Annotated in this window: 16 protein-coding genes and 1 pseudogene; 10 read left to right on the forward strand and 7 right to left on the reverse strand. The window is 73.0% G+C overall.

Annotated features, from left to right (window positions below; genetic code table 11):
• Positions 1-115 precede the first annotated feature (115 nt).
• Together ABZ899_RS02855 and ABZ899_RS02860 are read left to right on the forward strand one after the other, a co-directional pair.
• A complete protein-coding gene (locus ABZ899_RS02855) occupies positions 116-1,504 on the forward strand; it encodes an aldehyde dehydrogenase family protein (protein WP_361339805.1) in 1,389 nt (462 codons plus the stop codon).
• A 41-nt stretch (positions 1,505-1,545) separates the two neighbouring features.
• Positions 1,546-2,628: a Zn-dependent alcohol dehydrogenase gene (locus ABZ899_RS02860; protein WP_361339806.1), complete on the forward strand. Its 1,083-nt coding sequence runs from the start codon at positions 1,546-1,548 to the stop codon at positions 2,626-2,628.
• A gap of 24 nt (positions 2,629-2,652) precedes the next feature.
• Here the strand turns inward: ABZ899_RS02860 and ABZ899_RS02865 are convergent, their stop codons facing one another.
• The 3 genes and pseudogenes from ABZ899_RS02865 to ABZ899_RS02875 form a co-directional block, all read right to left on the reverse strand.
• Positions 2,653-3,600, reverse strand: coding sequence for a DMT family transporter (locus ABZ899_RS02865; protein WP_361339809.1), 948 nt, complete (start codon positions 3,598-3,600; stop codon positions 2,653-2,655).
• A 154-nt stretch (positions 3,601-3,754) separates the two neighbouring features.
• A pseudogene (locus ABZ899_RS02870) lies at positions 3,755-4,464 on the reverse strand (winged helix-turn-helix domain-containing protein).
• A 58-nt stretch (positions 4,465-4,522) separates the two neighbouring features.
• Complete coding sequence (locus ABZ899_RS02875) at positions 4,523-5,164, reverse strand: TetR/AcrR family transcriptional regulator (protein WP_361339812.1); 642 nt, start codon at positions 5,162-5,164, stop codon at positions 4,523-4,525.
• A 66-nt stretch (positions 5,165-5,230) separates the two neighbouring features.
• On the opposite strand from ABZ899_RS02875, the gene ABZ899_RS02880 reads away from it, so the two are divergent.
• The 3 genes from ABZ899_RS02880 to ABZ899_RS02890 all read left to right on the forward strand — a co-directional run bounded on the left by ABZ899_RS02880 (position 5,231) and on the right by ABZ899_RS02890 (position 7,442).
• Entirely contained in the window at positions 5,231-6,382 is a 1,152-nt protein-coding gene (locus ABZ899_RS02880; RefSeq protein ID WP_361339815.1) for an acyl-CoA dehydrogenase family protein, read from the forward strand.
• A gap of 101 nt (positions 6,383-6,483) precedes the next feature.
• On the forward strand, positions 6,484-6,732 hold the full coding sequence (locus ABZ899_RS02885) for a YiaA/YiaB family inner membrane protein (RefSeq protein WP_361339817.1): 249 nt from the start codon (positions 6,484-6,486) through the stop codon (positions 6,730-6,732).
• Between the two features lie 86 nt (positions 6,733-6,818).
• The gene (locus ABZ899_RS02890) at positions 6,819-7,442 is read left to right on the forward strand and encodes a TetR/AcrR family transcriptional regulator (protein ID WP_361339820.1); all 624 of its coding nucleotides are present in this window, start codon (positions 6,819-6,821) and stop codon (positions 7,440-7,442) included.
• A 74-nt stretch (positions 7,443-7,516) separates the two neighbouring features.
• On the opposite strand, the gene ABZ899_RS02895 is transcribed toward ABZ899_RS02890, so the two are convergent.
• Positions 7,517-7,978: a MaoC family dehydratase gene (locus ABZ899_RS02895; protein ID WP_361339823.1), complete on the reverse strand. Its 462-nt coding sequence runs from the start codon at positions 7,976-7,978 to the stop codon at positions 7,517-7,519.
• A gap of 122 nt (positions 7,979-8,100) precedes the next feature.
• Between ABZ899_RS02895 and soxR the strand changes: the two genes are divergently transcribed.
• Positions 8,101-8,592 carry a redox-sensitive transcriptional activator SoxR gene (gene soxR / locus ABZ899_RS02900; protein ID WP_361339826.1) on the forward strand — a complete coding sequence of 164 codons (492 nt, stop codon included), beginning with the start codon at positions 8,101-8,103 and terminating at the stop codon, positions 8,590-8,592.
• Positions 8,593-8,599: 7 nt separating this feature from the next.
• On the opposite strand, the gene ABZ899_RS02905 is transcribed toward soxR, so the two are convergent.
• Both ABZ899_RS02905 and ABZ899_RS02910 read right to left on the reverse strand, forming a co-directional pair.
• On the reverse strand, positions 8,600-9,334 hold the full coding sequence (locus tag ABZ899_RS02905) for a 3-keto-5-aminohexanoate cleavage protein (RefSeq protein ID WP_361339829.1): 735 nt from the start codon (positions 9,332-9,334) through the stop codon (positions 8,600-8,602).
• A gap of 123 nt (positions 9,335-9,457) precedes the next feature.
• Entirely contained in the window at positions 9,458-10,063 is a 606-nt protein-coding gene (locus tag ABZ899_RS02910) for a hypothetical protein (protein WP_361339832.1), read from the reverse strand.
• A gap of 232 nt (positions 10,064-10,295) precedes the next feature.
• Here ABZ899_RS02910 and ABZ899_RS02915 point away from each other — a divergent pair, with 232 nt between their 5' ends.
• Positions 10,296-13,091, forward strand: coding sequence for a penicillin acylase family protein (locus ABZ899_RS02915; RefSeq protein ID WP_361339835.1), 2,796 nt, complete (start codon positions 10,296-10,298; stop codon positions 13,089-13,091).
• Positions 13,092-13,135: 44 nt separating this feature from the next.
• Here the strand turns inward: ABZ899_RS02915 and ABZ899_RS02920 are convergent, their stop codons facing one another.
• Positions 13,136-14,374 carry a DUF1343 domain-containing protein gene (locus tag ABZ899_RS02920; protein WP_361339838.1) on the reverse strand — a complete coding sequence of 413 codons (1,239 nt, stop codon included), beginning with the start codon at positions 14,372-14,374 and terminating at the stop codon, positions 13,136-13,138.
• A 124-nt stretch (positions 14,375-14,498) separates the two neighbouring features.
• Between ABZ899_RS02920 and ABZ899_RS02925 the strand changes: the two genes are divergently transcribed.
• From ABZ899_RS02925 to ABZ899_RS02935, 3 genes are read left to right on the forward strand one after another with little or no spacing between them, the layout of a single operon-like run.
• Entirely contained in the window at positions 14,499-15,272 is a 774-nt protein-coding gene (locus ABZ899_RS02925) for an SDR family oxidoreductase (RefSeq protein ID WP_361339841.1), read from the forward strand.
• Positions 15,269-16,933, forward strand: coding sequence for an AMP-binding protein (locus tag ABZ899_RS02930; RefSeq protein ID WP_361339844.1), 1,665 nt, complete (start codon positions 15,269-15,271; stop codon positions 16,931-16,933). The genes ABZ899_RS02925 and ABZ899_RS02930 overlap by 4 nt, the downstream gene beginning before the upstream one ends.
• Before the next feature lie 39 nt (positions 16,934-16,972).
• A complete protein-coding gene (locus ABZ899_RS02935) occupies positions 16,973-17,566 on the forward strand; it encodes a TetR/AcrR family transcriptional regulator (RefSeq protein ID WP_361339847.1) in 594 nt (197 codons plus the stop codon).
• Positions 17,567-17,572: the final 6 nt, after the last annotated feature.

The raw sequence follows: 17,572 nt of genomic DNA on the forward strand, positions 1-17,572 counted from the left end.
CCTGGGGTCCCTGGCGCGTCAAAACTATCGCCGCTAGTTTATGGACCGGATGACCACAGCCGGAACGACGAACGCGGCGGCGGCCGGTCGACGGCCCGCCCCGGGAGGAACCGCCATGAGGGCACACGACGGCATGTACATCGACGGTGCCTGGCGCCCCGCCGCCGGCCAGGACGTCATCGAGGTGGTGAACCCGGCCGACGAGCAGGTCGTCGGGACGGTTCCGGCCGGCACCGCCGCCGACATCGACGCCGCCGTACGGGCCGCCCGGGCCGCGCTGCCGGGTTGGGCCGCCACCCCGCCCGCCGAGCGCGCCGCGCGGCTGACCGCGCTGCGGGACGTCCTCGACGCCCGCCGGGACGAGATCGCCGCGACGGTCACCGCCGAACTCGGCGCCCCGCTGAAGTTCTCCCAGGCCGTCCACGCGGCCGTGCCGATCGCGGTGGCCGGCTCGTACGCGGAGCTGGCGGGCACGTACGCGTTCGAGGAGAAGGTCGGCAACTCGACCGTGTACCACGAGCCGATCGGCGTGGTCGGCGCCATCACGCCCTGGAACTACCCGCTCCACCAGATCGTCGCCAAGGCCGCCCCGGCGCTGGCCGCGGGCTGCACGATCGTCGTGAAACCCGCCGAGAACACCCCGCTGGTCGCCCAGCTGTTCGCCGAGGCGGTGCACGAGGCCGGGGTCCCCGCGGGCGTCCTCAACCTGGTCACCGGGCTCGGCCCGGTCGCCGGGCAGGCGCTCGCCGAGCACCCGGGCGTCGACCTGGTCTCCTTCACCGGCTCCACGGCCGTCGGGCGGCGGATCGCCTCGGTGGCGGGCGCCGCCGTCAAGAAGGTCGCCCTGGAGCTCGGCGGCAAGTCGGCCAACGTCATCCTGCCGGGCGCCGACCTGGCCAAGGCGGTCAACGTCGGTGTCGCCAACGTGATGTCCAACTCCGGGCAGACGTGCAGCGCCTGGACCCGCATGCTGGTCCACCGCGACCGGTACGACGAGGCCGTGGAACTGGCCGCGCAGGCCGCCGCGAAGTACGGCGAGCGCATCGGTCCCGTGGTCAGCGCCCGGCAGCAGGAGCGGGTGCTCGGCTACATCGAGAAGGGCGTCGCCGAAGGGGCCCGGCTGGTGGCGGGCGGCCCGGAAGCGCCGCGCGAGAAGGGCTACTTCGTCAGCCCGACCGTCTTCGCCGACGTCGGTCCCGACATGACGATCGCGCAGGAGGAGATCTTCGGGCCGGTCCTGTCGATCCTGCGCTACGAGGACGAGGAGGACGCCCTGCGGATCGCCAACGGGACCGTGTACGGTCTCGCGGGTGCCGTCTGGGCCGCTGACGAGGCACAGGCCGTGGCCTTCGCGCGCCGCATGGACACCGGCCAGGTCGACATCAACGGAGGCCGGTTCAACCCGCTGGCCCCCTTCGGGGGCTACAAGCAGTCGGGCGTCGGCCGGGAACTGGGCGCACACGGCCTGACCGAGTACCTCCAGACCAAGTCCCTGCAGTTCTGAGGCCCGCCACCAGCCCTTCTAGGACCGAGGAGTCGTCCGCCATGGCCGTCCGCGCCGCCGTCCTGCCCGCCGTCGGGGCCCCGCTCGAGGTCACCGAGATCGTCCTGCCCGACCCCGGACCCGGCCAGGTCCGCGTCCGGCTCGCCGCCGCCGGCGTCTGCCACTCCGACCTGTCCCTGTCCGACGGGACGATGCGCGTCCCCGTCCCCGCCGTGCTCGGCCATGAGGGCGCGGGCACCGTCGTCGCCGTCGGCGAGGGCGTCACCGCCGTCGCCCCCGGCGACCGGGTCGTCCTGAACTGGGCGCCGTCCTGCGGGAGTTGCCACGCCTGCGGGCTGGGGGAGGTGTGGCTGTGCGCCAACGCGCTGAACGGCGCCGCGAACGTCCACGCCCGGACCACCGACGGCACCGAGCTCCACCCCGGCCTCAATGTCGCGGCGTTCGCGCAGGAGACGGTCGTCCCGGTGAACTGCGTCCTGCCCCTGCCGGACGGTGTGCCGCTCACCGACGCCGCCCTGCTGGGCTGCGCCGTCCTCACCGGCTACGGCGCCGTGCACCACTCGGCGCGGGTCCGGGCCGGCGAGAGCGTCGCCGTGTTCGGCGTCGGGGGCGTGGGCCTGGCCGCGCTCCAGTCCGCCCGGATCGCGGGCGCCGGACGGATCGTGGCCGTCGACGTCTCCCCGGCGAAGGAGGAACTGGCGCGCGCGGCGGGCGCCACCGACTACGTCGTCGCCTCCGAGCACACCGCCCGGGAGATCCGCGGCCTGACCGGCCGGCAGGGCGTGGACGTCGCCGTCGAGTGCGTGGGCCGGGCCACCACGATCCGCGCCGCCTGGGACTCCACCCGGCGCGGCGGCCGCACCACGGTCGTCGGCATCGGCGGCAAGGACCAGCAGGTCACCTTCAACGCTCTGGAGATCTTCCACTGGGGCCGCACCCTCGCGGGCTGCGTCTACGGCAACTCCGACCCGGCGCGGGACGTGCCCGTCCTCGCCGGACACGTCCGGGAGGGCCGCCTCGACCTCGGCGCCCTGGTGACGGAGCGGATCGCCCTGGACGGCATCCCGGCCGCCTTCGAGAACATGCTCGCCGGCAAGGGAGGCCGGGCCCTGGTCGTCTTCTGACCGGCCCCGGCGCCCAGGGCCCGGTCACAGCGACTCGTGGGTCCGCCCGGTGCGCGGCGCCTTCGCCACCACCCGGGCGGCCCGCGAGCCCGACCGCGACACGGCGACGCCGGCCAGGCACAGCGCCCCGCCCGCCAGCGTCAACAGCCCGGGCACCTCGTCCAGCGCCAGCCACGACATCAGGATCACCAGCGCGGGCACCGCGTAGGTCGTCGCGCCCATCCGGCTGGCGGTCGTGCGGGCCAGGGCGTACGCCCAGGTGGTGAAGGCCACCGCGAGCGAGAACACCCCCAGGTAGACCACGTGGAGCGTGGCCGGCAGCGAGGCGTCCCCCACCTCCGTGACCAGCCGGCCGGCGAACGGCAGACACAGCACCGCGCCCACCAGGCACCCGTACGTCGTCACCTGGAGGGCGCTGGCGTGCCCCAGCGCCGGCTTCTGCGCCACGACCCCGCCCGCGTACCCGACGGCGGCCAGCAGGCACAGGCCCACGCCCAGCACCGAGGAGCCGCCCCCGCCCGACATCGACACGCCCACGGTCACCGCGCCGGCGAAGGAGACCGCCATCCCGGCCAGCAGCCGCGGCGGCATCGGGTCCCCGAGCAGCCGGGCGCCCAGCAGGGCGATGAGGAGGGGCCCGACGTTCACCACCAGGGCCGCCGTGCCCGCGTCGACCTCCTGCTCACCCCAGTTCAGCACCACGCTGTAGAGGCCGAACCAGAGGAAGCCCGATATCGCGACACCGGGCCAGGCCGCCCGGGGCGGCGGTCCCTCGCGCCGGATCAGGCAGAGGGCGCCCAGCACCGCGGCGCCGACGAGCAGCCGTCCGAGCGCCAGCGCGCCCGGGGAGTACTCCTCGCCCGCGCGGCGGATCGACACGAACGCCGAGGCCCACAGCACGACGGTGACGGTGGCGGCGCCCGCGGCGAGCAGCCCGGTACGGCGGGACGGGGAGGCGAGAGGGGAGGTCATCAATACTCCGGGCGTCGGGAGGGAGTCGGGTGGGGACCGGTGGATCGTGGACCGGGAACGGGGCTCGGCGAAAGTGTTTTTCGGACGGCGGCCTTCAGTTTCGGACGGCGGCCTACAACTTCGGGTAGCGGCCTTCAACTTCGGGCGGCGGCCTTCAGCGAAGGGCGCCCGCCTCGACGCCGAGCAGGTCGCAGAACGCCCGCTCACCGGCGGCGGTCACCTTCACGGCCCGCTCCGAGCCGATCCGTACGCACCACCCGGCGTCCAGGGCGTGCCGGCACAGGGCGGCGCCCGCGAACCCGGCGAGGTGCGGCCGGCGTTCGGTCCAGTCGAGGCAGGCGCGGGCCAGCGGCCGGCGCCCGGTCCGCTCCAGCGGGATGCCGGCGGCGGCGAACCAGCCGAGGCCGGCGTCGGTTAGGGCGAACCCGGTGTCCTGGCGCAGCAGCCCGCGCGCGGTGAGCGCGTCGGTGAGCGCGATGCCGAGCCGCCCGGCGAGATGGTCGTAGCAGGTGCGGCCGCGGGCCATCGCCGCGTGGGCGCCGGCCTCCCGCAGGCTCCCGGGCGCCGGCCGGGCGCCCGGGCTCACCTGGGCCACCAGGTCTCCACCAGCTGCGCGATCCGCGCGTCGGCCAGACGGACGTACCGGTGCCGTCCCTGCCGTTCCTCGGCGAGCAGCCCGCCCGCGACGAGCTTGCCGAGGTGCTCGCTCAGGGTGGACGCGGCGACCCCCGCGTGCCGGGCCAGCTCACCGGCGGTCCAGGCCCGCCCGTCCAGCAGCGCCAGCAGACAGGCCGCCCGCGTCTCGTCGGCGATGAGCGCCGCGAGCCGGGCGAGCCGCGGCGCCTGGGGTTCCCTGGTGGCCATGCCTCCCAGGATGGGGCACGGACGTTTCGGCCCGCGCCGAACGGTCCGTACGCCCGCGTCAGCTCTCGCCGGCCAGGCGCGCGTACTGCAGGGCCAGCCCGTCCAGCAGTGCGGCGAGGCCCGTCTCGAAGGCCCGCTCGTCGACCTTCTCCTGCTGCTCGGCGAGGAGGTGGGCCTGGCCGAGGTGGGGGTAGTCGGCGGGGTCGTACGCGCTGGCGTCGTCCACGAAACCGCCCGCGAAGGAACCGAGCGCCGAGCCCATGATGAAGTACCGCATCAGCGCGCCGATGGAGGTGGCCTGCGACGCGGGCCAGCCCGCCTCGACCATCGCGCCGTAGACGGCGTCCGCGAGCCGCAGCGCGGCCGGGCGGCGGCCGGGGCCGCGGGCCAGCACCGGGACGATGTTGGGGTGGTCGCGCAGGGCAGCCCGGTAGGAGACGGCCCAGTCGTGCAGCGCGGTCCGCCAGTCGCGGCCGTCCTCGAACATCGACAGGTCGACCTGGGCGCTCACCGAGTCGGCGACCGCCTCCAGGATCTCGTCCTTGGTGCGGAAGTGGTTGTACAGGGAGGGGCCGCTGACGCCCAGCTCGGCGGCGAGCCGACGCGTGGAGAGAGCCGACAGGCCCTCCGTGTCCACGAGTTCGCGGGCCGTCGCGACGATCCGGTCGTAGTTGAGGAGGGGCTTGCGCGGTCGGGCCATGGCGCACATAGTAGGGCTGCCCGATAGAAACTAGCAGTGTTAGTTTAATGGTGAGGTGTCCGCCGCATGAACCTGGAGCTCAGCGAGGAGCAGGCCGCCGTCCGCCGGCTCGCCGGGGACTTCGTCGCACGGGAGATCGCCCCGCACGCCGTCGCCTGGGACCGCGCCGAGGAGGTGGACCGCTCGATCGTCAAGAAGCTCGGCGAGGTCGGCTTCCTGGGCCTGACCATCGACGAGGAGTACGGCGGCTCGGGCGGCGACCACCTCGCGTACTGCCTGGTCACCGAGGAGCTGGGCCGGGGCGACTCGTCCGTGCGCGGCATCGTGTCCGTCTCGCTGGGCCTCGTCGCCAAGACGATCGCGGCCTGGGGCAGCGAGGAGCAGAAGCGGCGCTGGCTGCCCGGGCTCACCGCGGGCGAGCTGGTCGGCTGCTTCGGCCTCACCGAGCCGGGCACCGGCTCCGACGCGGGCAGCCTCGCCACCCGGGCCGTACGCGACGGCGGCGACTACGTCATCTCCGGCACCAAGATGTTCATCACCAACGGCACCTGGGCCGACGTCGTACTGCTCTTCGCCCGCTCCACGGACGCGCCCGGTCACAAGGGCGTCTCCGCGTTCCTGGTGCCCACGGACACGCCCGGCCTGACCCGCCGCACCGTCCACGGCAAGCTCGGTCTGCGCGGCCAGGCCACCGCCGAACTCGTCCTCGACGGGGTGCGTGTGCCCGCGTCGGCCCGGGTGGGCGAGGAGGGCAAGGGATTCTCCGTCGCGATGTCGGCGCTGGCCAAGGGTCGGATGTCGGTCGCCGCGGGCTGCGTGGGCATCGCCCAGGCCGCGCTCGACGCCGCCGTGCGCTACGCGGGCGAGCGCGAGCAGTTCGGCAAGCCCATCGCCGGGCACCAGCTCGTCCAGGAGCTGATCAGCGACATCGCCGTCGACGTGGACGCGGCCCGGTTGCTGACCTGGCGGGTGGCCGACCTGATCGACCGCGGGCAGCCGTTCGCCGTGGAGTCCTCCAAGGCCAAGCTGTTCGCCTCCGAGGCCGCCGTCCGCGCCGCCAACAACGCCCTGCAGGTCTTCGGCGGCTACGGCTACATCGACGAGTACCCGGTGGGCAAGCTGCTGCGCGACGCCCGTGTGATGACCCTGTACGAGGGCACCAGCCAGATCCAGAAGCTGGTCATCGGCCGGGCGCTCACCGGGGTCTCCGCGTTCTGATCACCGGCTGGGGCGTTCTGAGTACCGGCTGAGTACCCCCTGGGCCCCTCTGGGTACTTCGACGGATGCCGGACCGGCCGCGGCGGCCCGAGCATGGGCCCATGAGTGACGCATCGGGCAAGCCCCACAACACCGCGGCCTTCTACGGCCAGGCCGTCGCCTCCTTCGCGGTCGCCATGGCCGCGACCGCGATCGGCATCTTCAAGCTGAACGCCGACGCCTGGGTGCGGGCCTTCCTGGCGATCGCCGTGCTCTACCTCGTCACGTCCGCGTTCACCCTCGCCAAGGTCATCCGGGACCGCCAGGACGCGACGGCACCGCCCGCCTACCCGCCCTTCCCCAAGCACTGAGGGACCGGGGCCGTACCGCGCGCTAAGCGCCCGCTCACCTGGGGCGGTATGGTGGACCCTCTGTCTGCGAGAGGGGCGAGTGAGCGATGAGTACGGCGGAGGACACGGCCGGCGGCGAGACGTCGGCGTGGGGTGAGGTCACGCCCGACGCGGCCCGGCGGCTGCTGATCGCCGCCGTGGAGGCCTTCGCCGAGCGCGGCTACCACGCCACCACGACCCGGGACATCGCGGGCCGCGCGGGGATGAGCCCTGCCGCGCTCTACATCCACTACAAGACCAAGGAGGAGCTCCTCCACCGGATCAGCCGCATCGGCCACGAGAAGGCGCTGGACATCCTGCGCACGGCGGCCCGGCGCGAGGGCACCCCTGCCGAGCGGCTCGCCGACGCGGTCGGCTCCTTCGTCCGCTGGCACGCCGGCGGGCGCACCACCGCCCGGGTCGTGCAGTACGAACTCGATTCGCTGGGTCCCGACGCCCGCGCCGAGATCCTCGCGCTGCGCCGGCAGTGCGACGCCGAGGTGCGCGGGATCATCGAGGACGGCGTGGCGGCCGGCGACTTCGACGTCCTGGACGTCAAGGGCACCACCCTCGCCGTCCTGTCCCTGTGCATCGACGTGGCGCGCTGGTTCAACGTGTCCGGCCCCTGGACGCCGGACGAGGTCGGCGCGCTCTACGCCGACCTCGTGCTGCGGATGGTCGGGGCGAAGTAGCCACCCGGCGGGCGTCTCGCCGATCATGCCGGGCTCCCGGTGTCCGGCATGATCGACAGGACATCCGCCAGCCGCTAGAGGTAGTACCGGGACACGGACTCGGCCACGCAGACCGGCTTGTCCCCGCCCTCGCGCTCCACGGTGAAGGCGACGCTGACCTGCACACCGCCCGCCACGTCCGAGACGTCCGTGATGACGGCGGTGGCGCGCAGCCGCGAGCCGACCGGGACCGGGGCGGGGAAACGCACCTTGTTGGTGCCGTAGTTGACGCCCATCTTCACGCCCTCGACGGCGATCAGCTGGGGGCCGAACAGCGGCAGCAGCGACAGGGTGAGATAGCCGTGGGCGATCGTCGTGCCGAACGGGCCGGAGGCGGCCTTCTCCGGGTCGACGTGGATCCACTGGTGGTCGCCGGTGGCCTCCGCGAAGGTGTCGATCCGCTTCTGGTCGACATCCACCCAGTCCGTGTACCCCAGCTGCTCGCCCACCGCCGCCTTCAGGTCGTCGGCGCCGGTGAAGATCCTCGGCTCTGCCATGTCCAGGCCTCTCGCGTCACGTGTCTCGGAAGAAGCAAACTCTAAGCAACTGCTTAGCATGCTAGGTGGCCGGATGCCTGTCAACGGACCGGGGGAGTGACACGGGTGGGTAGGTTGGGGGCGTGCCCCAGATCCCCGAGAAGATCCACGAGCTCACGGTCGGCCAGTTGTCCGCCCGCAGCGGTGCCGCGGTGTCCGCCCTGCACTTCTACGAGTCCAAGGGCCTGATCACCAGCCGCCGCACCTCCGGGAACCAGCGCCGCTACACCCGTGACACCCTGCGCCGGGTCGCCTTCGTCCGGGCCGCGCAGCGCGTCGGCATCCCGCTGGCCACGATCCGGCAGGCGCTCGCCGAACTCCCCGAGGAGCGCACGCCCACCCGCGAGGACTGGGCGCGGCTGTCGGAGGCGTGGCGCTCGGAGCTCGACGAACGCATCAGCCGGCTCAACCGCCTGCGCGACCACCTGACCGACTGCATCGGCTGCGGCTGTCTCTCCCTCGACGGCTGCGTCCTGTCCAACCCCGACGACATCACCGGTGAACGGCTGACGGGCTCGCGCCTGCTGGCGGAGCAGAGGGGGAACAGGCGGCGGCAGGACGCCGACCGTCCCTGACCGCACGTCACACCGTCTTCGCGGTACCGGAGTGCGGGAGCCACTTCAGGGCCTCGCTCACCAAGTGGGCGTTGGAGTGCGCCCGTTCGCCGTCCGGCAGGAACAGCGTGTCCTCCAGGCCGACGCGGGTCGCCAGGCCCAGCCGGCCCGCCAGCCGCAGCACCGGCCACGCGCCCCCGTCCTCCCCGTGCAGCAGCACCGGGCGGCCGTGGGCGGGCCCCAGTTCGGCGAGCAGCGCCCGAGCCGTCGTCACCGCGCTGCCGGGATCGGCGTCGGTCACCTCGGCCAGCACCCGCAGCACCCTCGGGCCCAGCGGGGACGCGGCGAACCGGGCCGCACCGTCCGTGCCGGACCAGATGCCCGCCTCCACGCCCACGCCCCGCGCCAGCAGCGCGGCGGCCACCTCCTCGGCGCCCGGTTCGTGCCAGTTGACCGAGGCGTGGTCGGGCAGGACCGTCCAGCCGCGGATGCGCGCCACCCGTGCCGCCGGGTCCGGTTCCGCCCAGACCCCCGTCGTCACCCCGACCGGCACCCGCACCCGGTCCCTCAGCGCGGTGAGCACCGGGGTCAGTACACCCGCGGACAGACTGTCCTGCCCGCAGGGGGACTTGGGGTGGACGTGCACGTCGGTGGCCCCGGCGGCGACCGCGTCGGCGGCCGACTCCGCGAGGGCCGAAGGGGTCAGCGGCACCCGCGCTCCGTCGCCCGCTCCCCGGGAACCGTTCAGACAGACCTGGACCATGTACCGATGGTGCCAGGCGGCACCGACAGCGCAGGACGCGGCGGCGCGTCCCGAGGGAGGGGGTGCGGCATCCCCGGCGCACCCCCGACGTGCTTGAGGATCCCCCTGGGAGGGGGCGCCCCCCTAGGCGGACACGAGCATGCGCTGTCCGCGCCGCGCCGTCGCCAGCGCCTCCGGTGTGAGAACCGGACGCGGCACCACGATGCCGCAGTCCGTGCAGACCGGGCCGGACGACGGTTCATGGGCCAGGTCGTACTTCCAGACCAGCCGGTCCCCGTGGCACACCGGGCAGTTCGTGCCCGGCGCGCGCTCCAGCGCGGAGATCAGCTTGCGCAGCACGTCGGCCAGCGGCCCCCGCGGGTGCACCCGGGGGTCGTCGCACCAGGCGACGCCGAACCCGCCCCAGGTCAGCCGGTGCCAGTCGTCCACGCTGCCCGGCCTGCGCAGTCCGTCGTGCTTCTCCTTCTTGCGCCGCTCGGCGAACGCGACCTCGTAGGCCAGCCAGACCGAACGCGCCTCTTCCAGCTCCTCCAACGCGGCCACGAGCCGCGCCGGCTCAGGAGACCGGTCCTCCGGACCGAATCCCGCCCGGGAGCACAAGTGGTCCCAGGTCGCCCTGTGCCCGTACGGAGCGAACCGCTCCAGGCACTTGCGCAGTGAATAACGCCGCAGTGCCAGGTCGCACCGCGGATCGCGCACCTGTCTCGCCAGACTCCGGAAACCTGCCATCGCCCTGCACCTCCGTCACATCTGCACCTGTACTTCGGTCACTTCGGCGACACCGCGCCTCCTTCCGGCGCGGCGTTGACGAATAGACGTATCGACAAGCGATTCGGCTCCATCCGTTGTGCGACGACCTCCTCAGCGAGTCCTGGCGACTCGGAAACCTGACGCATGTTCATCTTCAATCTCGGGGATACCGCCGGTAACGTCCCGGCCCCCCTCGTCGGTAGGAGCTGCCATGCCACGGCGTACCCCACGCAACGCCCCAGCCGTACCGAGAACTCCCGGCGGATTCCCCGGGTTCCTGAAGGCCGCATCCGTATGCATGTTGATTGCCGGTCTTTTGTCACCGCTTTCCCCGGCGGTGACCGTGTCCCAGGCCGCCGCCGAGCCGGCCGCCGTGACCGACCACTGCGGCGGACGCTGCTCCGACATCCTCCCGCCGGGCCAGAACGGCAACGCGACCCTGGCCCAGATCCTGCTCAACCAGGCCTTCGGCACCCTGCCCGAGCACGCGTCCGACCAGCTCGGCCCGTACGCCGCCCTGGCCAAGGGCCACCCGGGACTCACCGACGCCACCCTCAGCACCTTCTTCGAGGACGCCTCCTTCGGTGTCCCGTCCGACCAGGTCGCCTCCACCCTCGAGCCCGCCGGACGCGGCGACGTGACGATCGTCCGGGACAAGAAGACGGGCGTGCCGCACATCACGGGGACCACCCGCTACGGCACCGAGTTCGGCGCGGGCTACGCGGCCGCCCAGGACCGGCTGTGGCTGATGGACGTCTTCCGGCACGTCGGACGCGGCCAGTTGACCTCCTTCGCCGGCGGAGCCCCCTCCAACCAGGGGCTAGAACAGCAGTTCTGGCGCAGCGCGCCCTACACCGAGGCCGAACTGCAGGCGCAGATCGACAGCGCCGTCGCCAAGGGCGGCGACCGCGGCCGGCAGGCGCTCGCCGACGCCACGGCCTACCTCGACGGTGTCAACAGCTACATCGAGGCCTCCGACAGCGGCCGCTACTTCCCCGGCGAGTACGTCCTGACCGGCCACAAGGACTCGATCACCAACGCCGGCACCATCGAGCACTTCAAGCTGACGGACCTGGTCGCGCTCGCCTCCGTCATCGGCGCCCTGTTCGGCTCCGGGGGCGGCGGCGAGGTCGACAACGCGCTCTCCCTGCTGGCCGCCCAGGAGAAGTACGGCGTCGTCGAGGGCACCCGGCTGTGGGAGTCGTTCCGGCAGCGCAACGATCCCGAGGCCGCCGTCACCGTCCACGGCAAGAGCTTCCCGTACGCCACGAAGCCCGCCGACCCGCAGGGCACGGCCCTGCCGGACGCCGGCTCGGTGACCGACGAGCAACTGGTGTACGACCGGACCGGCAGCGCGGCCGGCGCCGCCGCGAGCGGTGCCTCCGCGACGGCCGCCGCCACCGCCCTCGGCTCGGCCCGGCGGGGCATGTCCAACGCGCTGGTCGTCAGCGGCGAGCACACCGCGAGCGGCCACCCGATCGCCGTCTTCGGGCCCCAGACCGGCTACTTCGCGCCCCAGCTGCTGCTCCTCCAGGAGATCCAGGGCCCGGGCATCAGCGCGCGCGGCGCCTCCTTCGCGGGCCTGAGCATGTACGTCGAACTCGGCCGCGGACAGGACTACGCGTGGAGCGCCACGACCTCCGGCCAGGACATCGTCGACACCTACGCCGTCGAGCTCTGCCAGGACGATCACCACTACCTCCACCGCGGCACCTGCACGGCGATGGACAAGGTCGAGCGGAGGAACGCCTGGAAGCCGACCACCGCCGACGGCACCGCCGTGGGCTCGTACACGATGCGGGTGTGGCGCACCGCGTACGGCCCGGTGACGCACCGCGCGACCGTCGGCGGCAAGAAGGTCGCCTACACCAGCCTGCGTTCGTCGTACCTGCACGAGGTCGACTCGATCATCGGCTTCCAGATGCTGAACGACCCCGACTACGTCAAGGGCCCGGCCGACTTCCAGCGGGCCACCCAGCACATCAACTTCACCTTCAACTGGTTCTACGCCGACTCCGCGCACACCGCGTACCACAACAGCGGCGACAACCCGGTCCGGGCGGCCGGCGTCGACGCGGACTTCCCGGTCTGGGCGCGCCCGGCCCACGAGTGGCAGGGCTGGGACCCGGCGGGGAACACCGCGCGGTACACCCCGCCGTCCGAGCACCCTAGCTCCGTCGACCAGGACTACTACATCTCCTGGAACAACAAGCAGGCCGCCGACTACAGCACCGCGCCCTGGGGCGACGGCTCCGTCCACCGGGGCGACCTGCTGGACGACCGGGTGCGCGCGCTGGTCGGCAAGGGCGGGGTGACCCGGGCCGCGCTGGTGAAGGCGATGGCCGACGCCGGCCTCGCCGACCTGCGCGCCGAGGACGTCCTGCCCGGGCTGCTGAGGGTCGTCACCAGCGCGCCGGTGACCGACTCCCAGGCCGCCGCGGCGGTGACCAGGCTCCAGGCGTGGGTCGCGGCGGGCGCCCGGCGCACCGAGACCTCGGCCGGCTCCAAGAAGTACGCCGACGCCGACGCGATCCGCATCCTGGACGCCTGGTGGCCGCGGCTGGTGAAGGCCCAGTTCGAACCCGGGCTCGGCAGCACCCTCTACACGGTGATGCAGCGCAACCTGCCCGTCGACGAGGCCCCGTCCGCCGGGCACGGCCCCACCGGATCGCACGCCGGCAGCTCCTTCCAGTACGGCTGGTGGAGCTATGTCGACAAGGACATCCGGGCGGTGCTCGGTGAGCCGGTCCGGGGTCCGCTCGACCGCGTGTACTGCGGCGGCGGCAGCCTGACCGCCTGCCGGGACCTGCTGATCAGCACCCTGAAGGAGGCGGCCGGCCGCACGGCGGCCCAGGTCTACCCCGGCGACGACCAGTGCGCGGCGGGCGACCAGTGGTGCGCCGACGCGATCGTCCAGCGCACCCTGGGCGGCATCAGGCACGGGAAGATCAGCTGGCAGAACCGGCCGACGTACCAGCAGGTCGTGGAGTTCACCTCGCACCGGTGATCCGGCGCGGACCGGCGCGGGGGCCTCGACCCCCGCGCCAGGCCTCACCGGTACAGCAGATACTCCTCGCGGACCCGGCGGAACGCGGCCAGTTCCCGCTGCCAGCCCGCCACCACCTCGTCGGTGTCCGCGCCCGCGTCGATCATCGTGCGCACCTGGGTGGACCCGGTGAGCTTGTCGATCCAGTTGTCCGCACGCCAGGCGAAGCCGCTCCAGGTCCGCTTGGCCGTCACCAGCAGCGCGATGCCGGTGCGCACCGGGTCGAACGCGGCCCGGTCGTGCACATGGAGCTGCACACCGCCGATGGTCTTCCCCTGGAACTTGGAGAAGGTCGGCGCGAAGTACGCCTCCCTGAACCGCACGCCGGGCAGCCCGAGTCCGTTGACGGCCGCCGCCCAGCGCCCGTCGACGCCGTCCGCGCCGAGCAGTTCGAACGGGCGGGTGGTGCCGCGCCCCTCCGAGAGATTGGTGCCCTCGAACAGACAGGTGCCCGCGTACACGAGCGCGGTGTCCGGGGTGGGCATGTTGGGGCTCGGCGGCACCCAGGGCAGCCCCGAGGCGTCGTAGAAGTCCGAGCGCTTCCAGCCCGTCATCCGCACGGTCTCCAGCGGGACGGGGGTGTCCAGGAACTCCCCGTTGAACAGCAGCGCCAGCTCGGCGACCGTCATGCCGTGCGCCTGCGCGATGGGCCGGCGGCCGACGAAGGTGGCGAACTCCTCGTGCAGGACGGGCCCCAGGGCGGCTCGGCCGGTCACCGGGTTGGGCCGGTCCAGCACGACGAAGCGCTTCCCGGCGAGCTGGGCCGCCTCCATGCAGTCGTAGAGGGTCCAGATGTACGTGTAGAAGCGGGCGCCGGCGTCCTGGATGTCGAAGACGACCGTGTCGACGCCGGACGCGGTGAAGACGTCGGCCAGCGGCCGGCCGCTCTTGAGGTAGGTGTCGTACACCGGCAGCCCGGTGGCCGGGTCGTCGTAGCGGCCCTCCGAACCGCCCGCCTGCGCGGTGCCGCGGAAACCGTGCTCGGGACCGAAGACGGCCGTCAGGTTCACCCGGTCGTCGGCGTGCATGGCGTCCACGATGTGGCGGACGTCCCGGGTCACGCCGGTAGGGTTGGTGACGATCCCGACCTTCTGCCCGTCGAGGAGCGCGTAGCCGTCCGCCGAGAGCCGTTCGAAACCGGTGCGCAGGCGTGGGGGGCGCGGTGCCGCCGAGGCCGGGGAGGAGACGGAGGCCGCTGTCGCCGCCGTGGTCGCTGCGAGAAGAGCTCGTCTGGAGAGGCGCATGGGGTGCACCGTATTGCCCGTGCGGAGCGCAGGGAAGGTGCCGGAGCGGGTGGCGCGTGCCCTTCCCTGGCACATACCGACCGGTTAGTCTGACCATGCCAGGAGCCGCAGTCGAAGGAGACCGATGGTGCAAGCCGTGCAGGACGCCGCAGTCGTCGTCACCGGGGCCGGAGGGGGCATCGGGGCCGCGCTGGCCCGGCGGTTCGCGGCCGCCGGGGCCCGGGTCGCCGTCAACGACCTCGACGCCGCGAAGGCGCGGACGGTCGCGGAGGAGATCGGCGGCCTCGCCGTCCCCGGCGACGCCTCCTCGATCCTCTCCGAGGCCCGCGACGCGCTCGGCGGCACGATCGACGTCTGGTGCGCGAACGCGGGCGTCGCCTTCGCCGGGGACGAGCCCGGCGCACCCCTCGACGAGCAGACGTGGGCGACGTCCTGGGACGTCAACGTCATGGCGCACGTACGGGCCGCCCAGGCCCTGCTGCCCGCCTGGCTGGAACGCGGCAGCGGCCGCTTCGTCTCCACCGTCTCCGCCGCCGGGCTGCTCACCATGATCGGCGCCGCGCCCTACGCCGTCACCAAGCACGGCGCCCTCGCCTTCGCCGAGTACCTGTCGCTGACCTACCGGCACCGCGGCATCAAGGTCCACGCCATCTGCCCGCAGGGCGTGCGCACCGACATGCTGGACGCCACCGGCAGCGCCGGCGACCTGGTGCTCAAGCCCACCGCCATCGACCCCGAGGACGTGGCGGACGCCCTGTTCAAGGGCATGGAGGAGGACCGCTTCCTGATCCTGCCGCACCCCGAGGTCGCCGGTTACTACGAGACGCGGGCGGCCGCCCCCGACCGCTGGCTCGCCGGGATGAACCACCTCCAGCAGCGCTGGGAGGAGACCCGATGACCGGCTCGCGCTACGCCGCCATGCCCTGGCTGGCCCTGCTCAACGACGCCCAGCGCGCCCCCGTCGCGCCGGACGACTCCCTCGTGCACGCCCTGCGCCGGGCCGCCGCGGAGACCCCCGACCGGGTCTGCCTCGCCTACTTCGACGCCCGTCTGACGTACCGGCAGGTCGACGAGCTCAGCGACTCGGTCGCGGGACATCTCGCCGCCCGCGGCCTGGAGGCCGGCGACCGGGTGGCGATCCTGCTGCAGAACTCCCCGCACTTCGTGCTCGCCCTGCTCGGCGCCTGGAAGGCGGGCGCGATCGTCGCCCCCGTCAACCCGATGTACAAGTCGGGCGAGGTCGGCCACGTCCTCGAGGACGGCGAGGTCGCCGCCCTCGTCTGCTCCGGCCGGGCCTGGGAGACGTATCTGCGCGACACGGCGGCCGACTCGCCGGTGCGGATCGTGCTCACCGCCTGCGAGGCGGACCTCCAGACCCGCGACGACCCCCGGGTGGCCGGCCTCGACCGCCTCCCCACGCCGGCCGGCACCGACGACCTGACGGCCGTGGCCCGCGCCGGGCATCCCGCGCCCGAGGGCCGCGACCCGGAGCCGTCGGACATCGCGCTGATCAGCTACACCTCGGGCACCAGCGGCGTCCCGAAGGGCGCCACCAACACGCACCACAACATCCTGTACAACGCCGAGCGGCAGCGGACCGGCCTCGAACTGCCCGACCCGCCCGTCTACTTCGGGCTCGCGCCGCTGTTCCACATCACCGGCATGGTCTGCCAGCTCGGCGCCTGCGTGGTCAGCGGGGGCACCCTCGTCCTCGCGTACCGCTTCGAGGCGGGCGTCGTCCTCGACGCGTTCGCGGAACACCGTCCGCACTACACCGTCGGCCCCTCCACGGCGTTCATGGCGCTGGCCGCCCACCCGGACGTCACCCGCGACCACTTCGCCTCGTTCCACATGATCTCCTCCGGCGGCGCCCCGCTGCCGCCGGCCCTGGTGGAGAGGTTCCGGGCCGCCCTCGGTCCGTACATCCGCAACGGCTACGGCCTCACCGAGTGCACCGCCCCCTGCGCCTCCGTGCCGCCCGGGCTGGAGGCCCCCGTGGACCCGGCCTCCGGGACGCTCGCCGTGGGCCTGCCGGGCCCCGAGACGGTCGTCCGGATCGTCGACGACCGGGGCGAGGAGGTGCCCTTCGGCGAGCAGGGCGAGATCGTCGTCCGCGGGCCGCAGGTGGTCCCCGGATACTGGCGGCGGCCCGAGGCCACCGCGGAGACCTTCCCGGACGGCGAACTGCGCACCGGGGACATCGGGTTCATGGACACCGACGGCTGGCTGTACGTCGTCGACCGCAAGAAGGACATGATCAACGCGTCCGGCTTCAAGGTCTGGCCGCGCGAGGTCGAGGACGTCCTGCACACCCACCCCGCCGTGCGGGAGGCCGCCGTGGTCGGGGTGCCCGACGGCTACCGCGGCGAGACCGTCAAGGCGTACATCAGCCTCCGTCCGGGTGCCGAGACCGACCCCGGCGAACTCGTCTCGCACTGCAAGGAGAGACTGGCCGCCTACAAATATCCACGTCAGGTGGAGATCCTGCCCGACTTGCCCAAGACGGCAAGTGGGAAGATCCTCCGTCGGGAACTTCGTTCCCGTACCCACGACGGATAGACAGCAAGCGGACATCTCGGAAGGGCAGGTGGCGGCACAGTGGCCAGAACGACGGACGGTGACGGTACGCCCGTCCCGCAGCGGCTGCTCGCCGCCGCCACCCGGCTCTTCGCGGAGCAGGGCTACGACCGCACCTCGGTGCAGGAGATCGTGGAGGCGGCCGGCGTCACCAAGGGGGCGCTCTACCACTACTTCGGCTCCAAGGACGACCTCCTGCACGAGGTGTACGCGCGGGTCCTGCGCGTGCAGCAGGAGCGCCTGGACGCCTTCGCGGACGCCGACGAGCCCGTCGAGAAGCGGCTGCGCGGGGCCGCCGCCGACGTGGTCGTGACGACCATCGAGAACCTCGACGACGCGTCGATCTTCTTCCGCTCGATGCACCACCTGAGCCCCGAGAAGAACAAACTGGTGCGCGCCGAGCGCCGGCGCTACCACGAACGCTTCCGCGCGCTCATCGAGGAGGGGCAGCGCACCGGCGTCTTCTCCACGGCGACCCCGGCCGACCTCGTGGTCGACTACCACTTCGGCTCGGTCCACCACCTGTCCACGTGGTACCGGCCCGACGGCCCGCTCGGCCCGCAGGAGGTCGCCGACCACCTCGCCGACCTGCTGCTGCGCGCCCTGCGCCCCTGAGGGCGT

It is taken from the genome of Streptomyces sp. NPDC046859 (genome assembly GCF_040645135.1).
Classification (GTDB): domain Bacteria; phylum Actinomycetota; class Actinomycetes; order Streptomycetales; family Streptomycetaceae; genus Streptomyces.

What these genes read in the sequence shown, in the direction of transcription:
- ABZ899_RS02860 (WP_361339806.1), top strand. Translation starts at nt 1,546, where the DNA reads ATGGCCGTCCGCGCCGCCGTCCTGCCCGCCGTCGGGGCCCCGCTCGAG.
- ABZ899_RS02930 (WP_361339844.1), top strand. Translation starts at nt 15,269, where the DNA reads ATGACCGGCTCGCGCTACGCCGCCATGCCCTGGCTGGCCCTGCTCAAC.
- ABZ899_RS02895 (WP_361339823.1), bottom strand. Translation starts at nt 7,978, where the DNA reads ATGGCAGAGCCGAGGATCTTCACCGGCGCCGACGACCTGAAGGCGGCG.
- ABZ899_RS02910 (WP_361339832.1), bottom strand. Translation starts at nt 10,063, where the DNA reads ATGGCAGGTTTCCGGAGTCTGGCGAGACAGGTGCGCGATCCGCGGTGC.
- ABZ899_RS02855 (WP_361339805.1), top strand. Translation starts at nt 116, where the DNA reads ATGAGGGCACACGACGGCATGTACATCGACGGTGCCTGGCGCCCCGCC.
- ABZ899_RS02890 (WP_361339820.1), top strand. Translation starts at nt 6,819, where the DNA reads ATGAGTACGGCGGAGGACACGGCCGGCGGCGAGACGTCGGCGTGGGGT.
- ABZ899_RS02920 (WP_361339838.1), bottom strand. Translation starts at nt 14,374, where the DNA reads ATGCGCCTCTCCAGACGAGCTCTTCTCGCAGCGACCACGGCGGCGACA.
- ABZ899_RS02915 (WP_361339835.1), top strand. Translation starts at nt 10,296, where the DNA reads ATGCCACGGCGTACCCCACGCAACGCCCCAGCCGTACCGAGAACTCCC.
- ABZ899_RS02880 (WP_361339815.1), top strand. Translation starts at nt 5,231, where the DNA reads ATGAACCTGGAGCTCAGCGAGGAGCAGGCCGCCGTCCGCCGGCTCGCC.
- ABZ899_RS02905 (WP_361339829.1), bottom strand. Translation starts at nt 9,334, where the DNA reads ATGGTCCAGGTCTGTCTGAACGGTTCCCGGGGAGCGGGCGACGGAGCG.
- ABZ899_RS02875 (WP_361339812.1), bottom strand. Translation starts at nt 5,164, where the DNA reads ATGGCCCGACCGCGCAAGCCCCTCCTCAACTACGACCGGATCGTCGCG.
- ABZ899_RS02865 (WP_361339809.1), bottom strand. Translation starts at nt 3,600, where the DNA reads ATGACCTCCCCTCTCGCCTCCCCGTCCCGCCGTACCGGGCTGCTCGCC.
- ABZ899_RS02885 (WP_361339817.1), top strand. Translation starts at nt 6,484, where the DNA reads ATGAGTGACGCATCGGGCAAGCCCCACAACACCGCGGCCTTCTACGGC.
- ABZ899_RS02925 (WP_361339841.1), top strand. Translation starts at nt 14,499, where the DNA reads ATGGTGCAAGCCGTGCAGGACGCCGCAGTCGTCGTCACCGGGGCCGGA.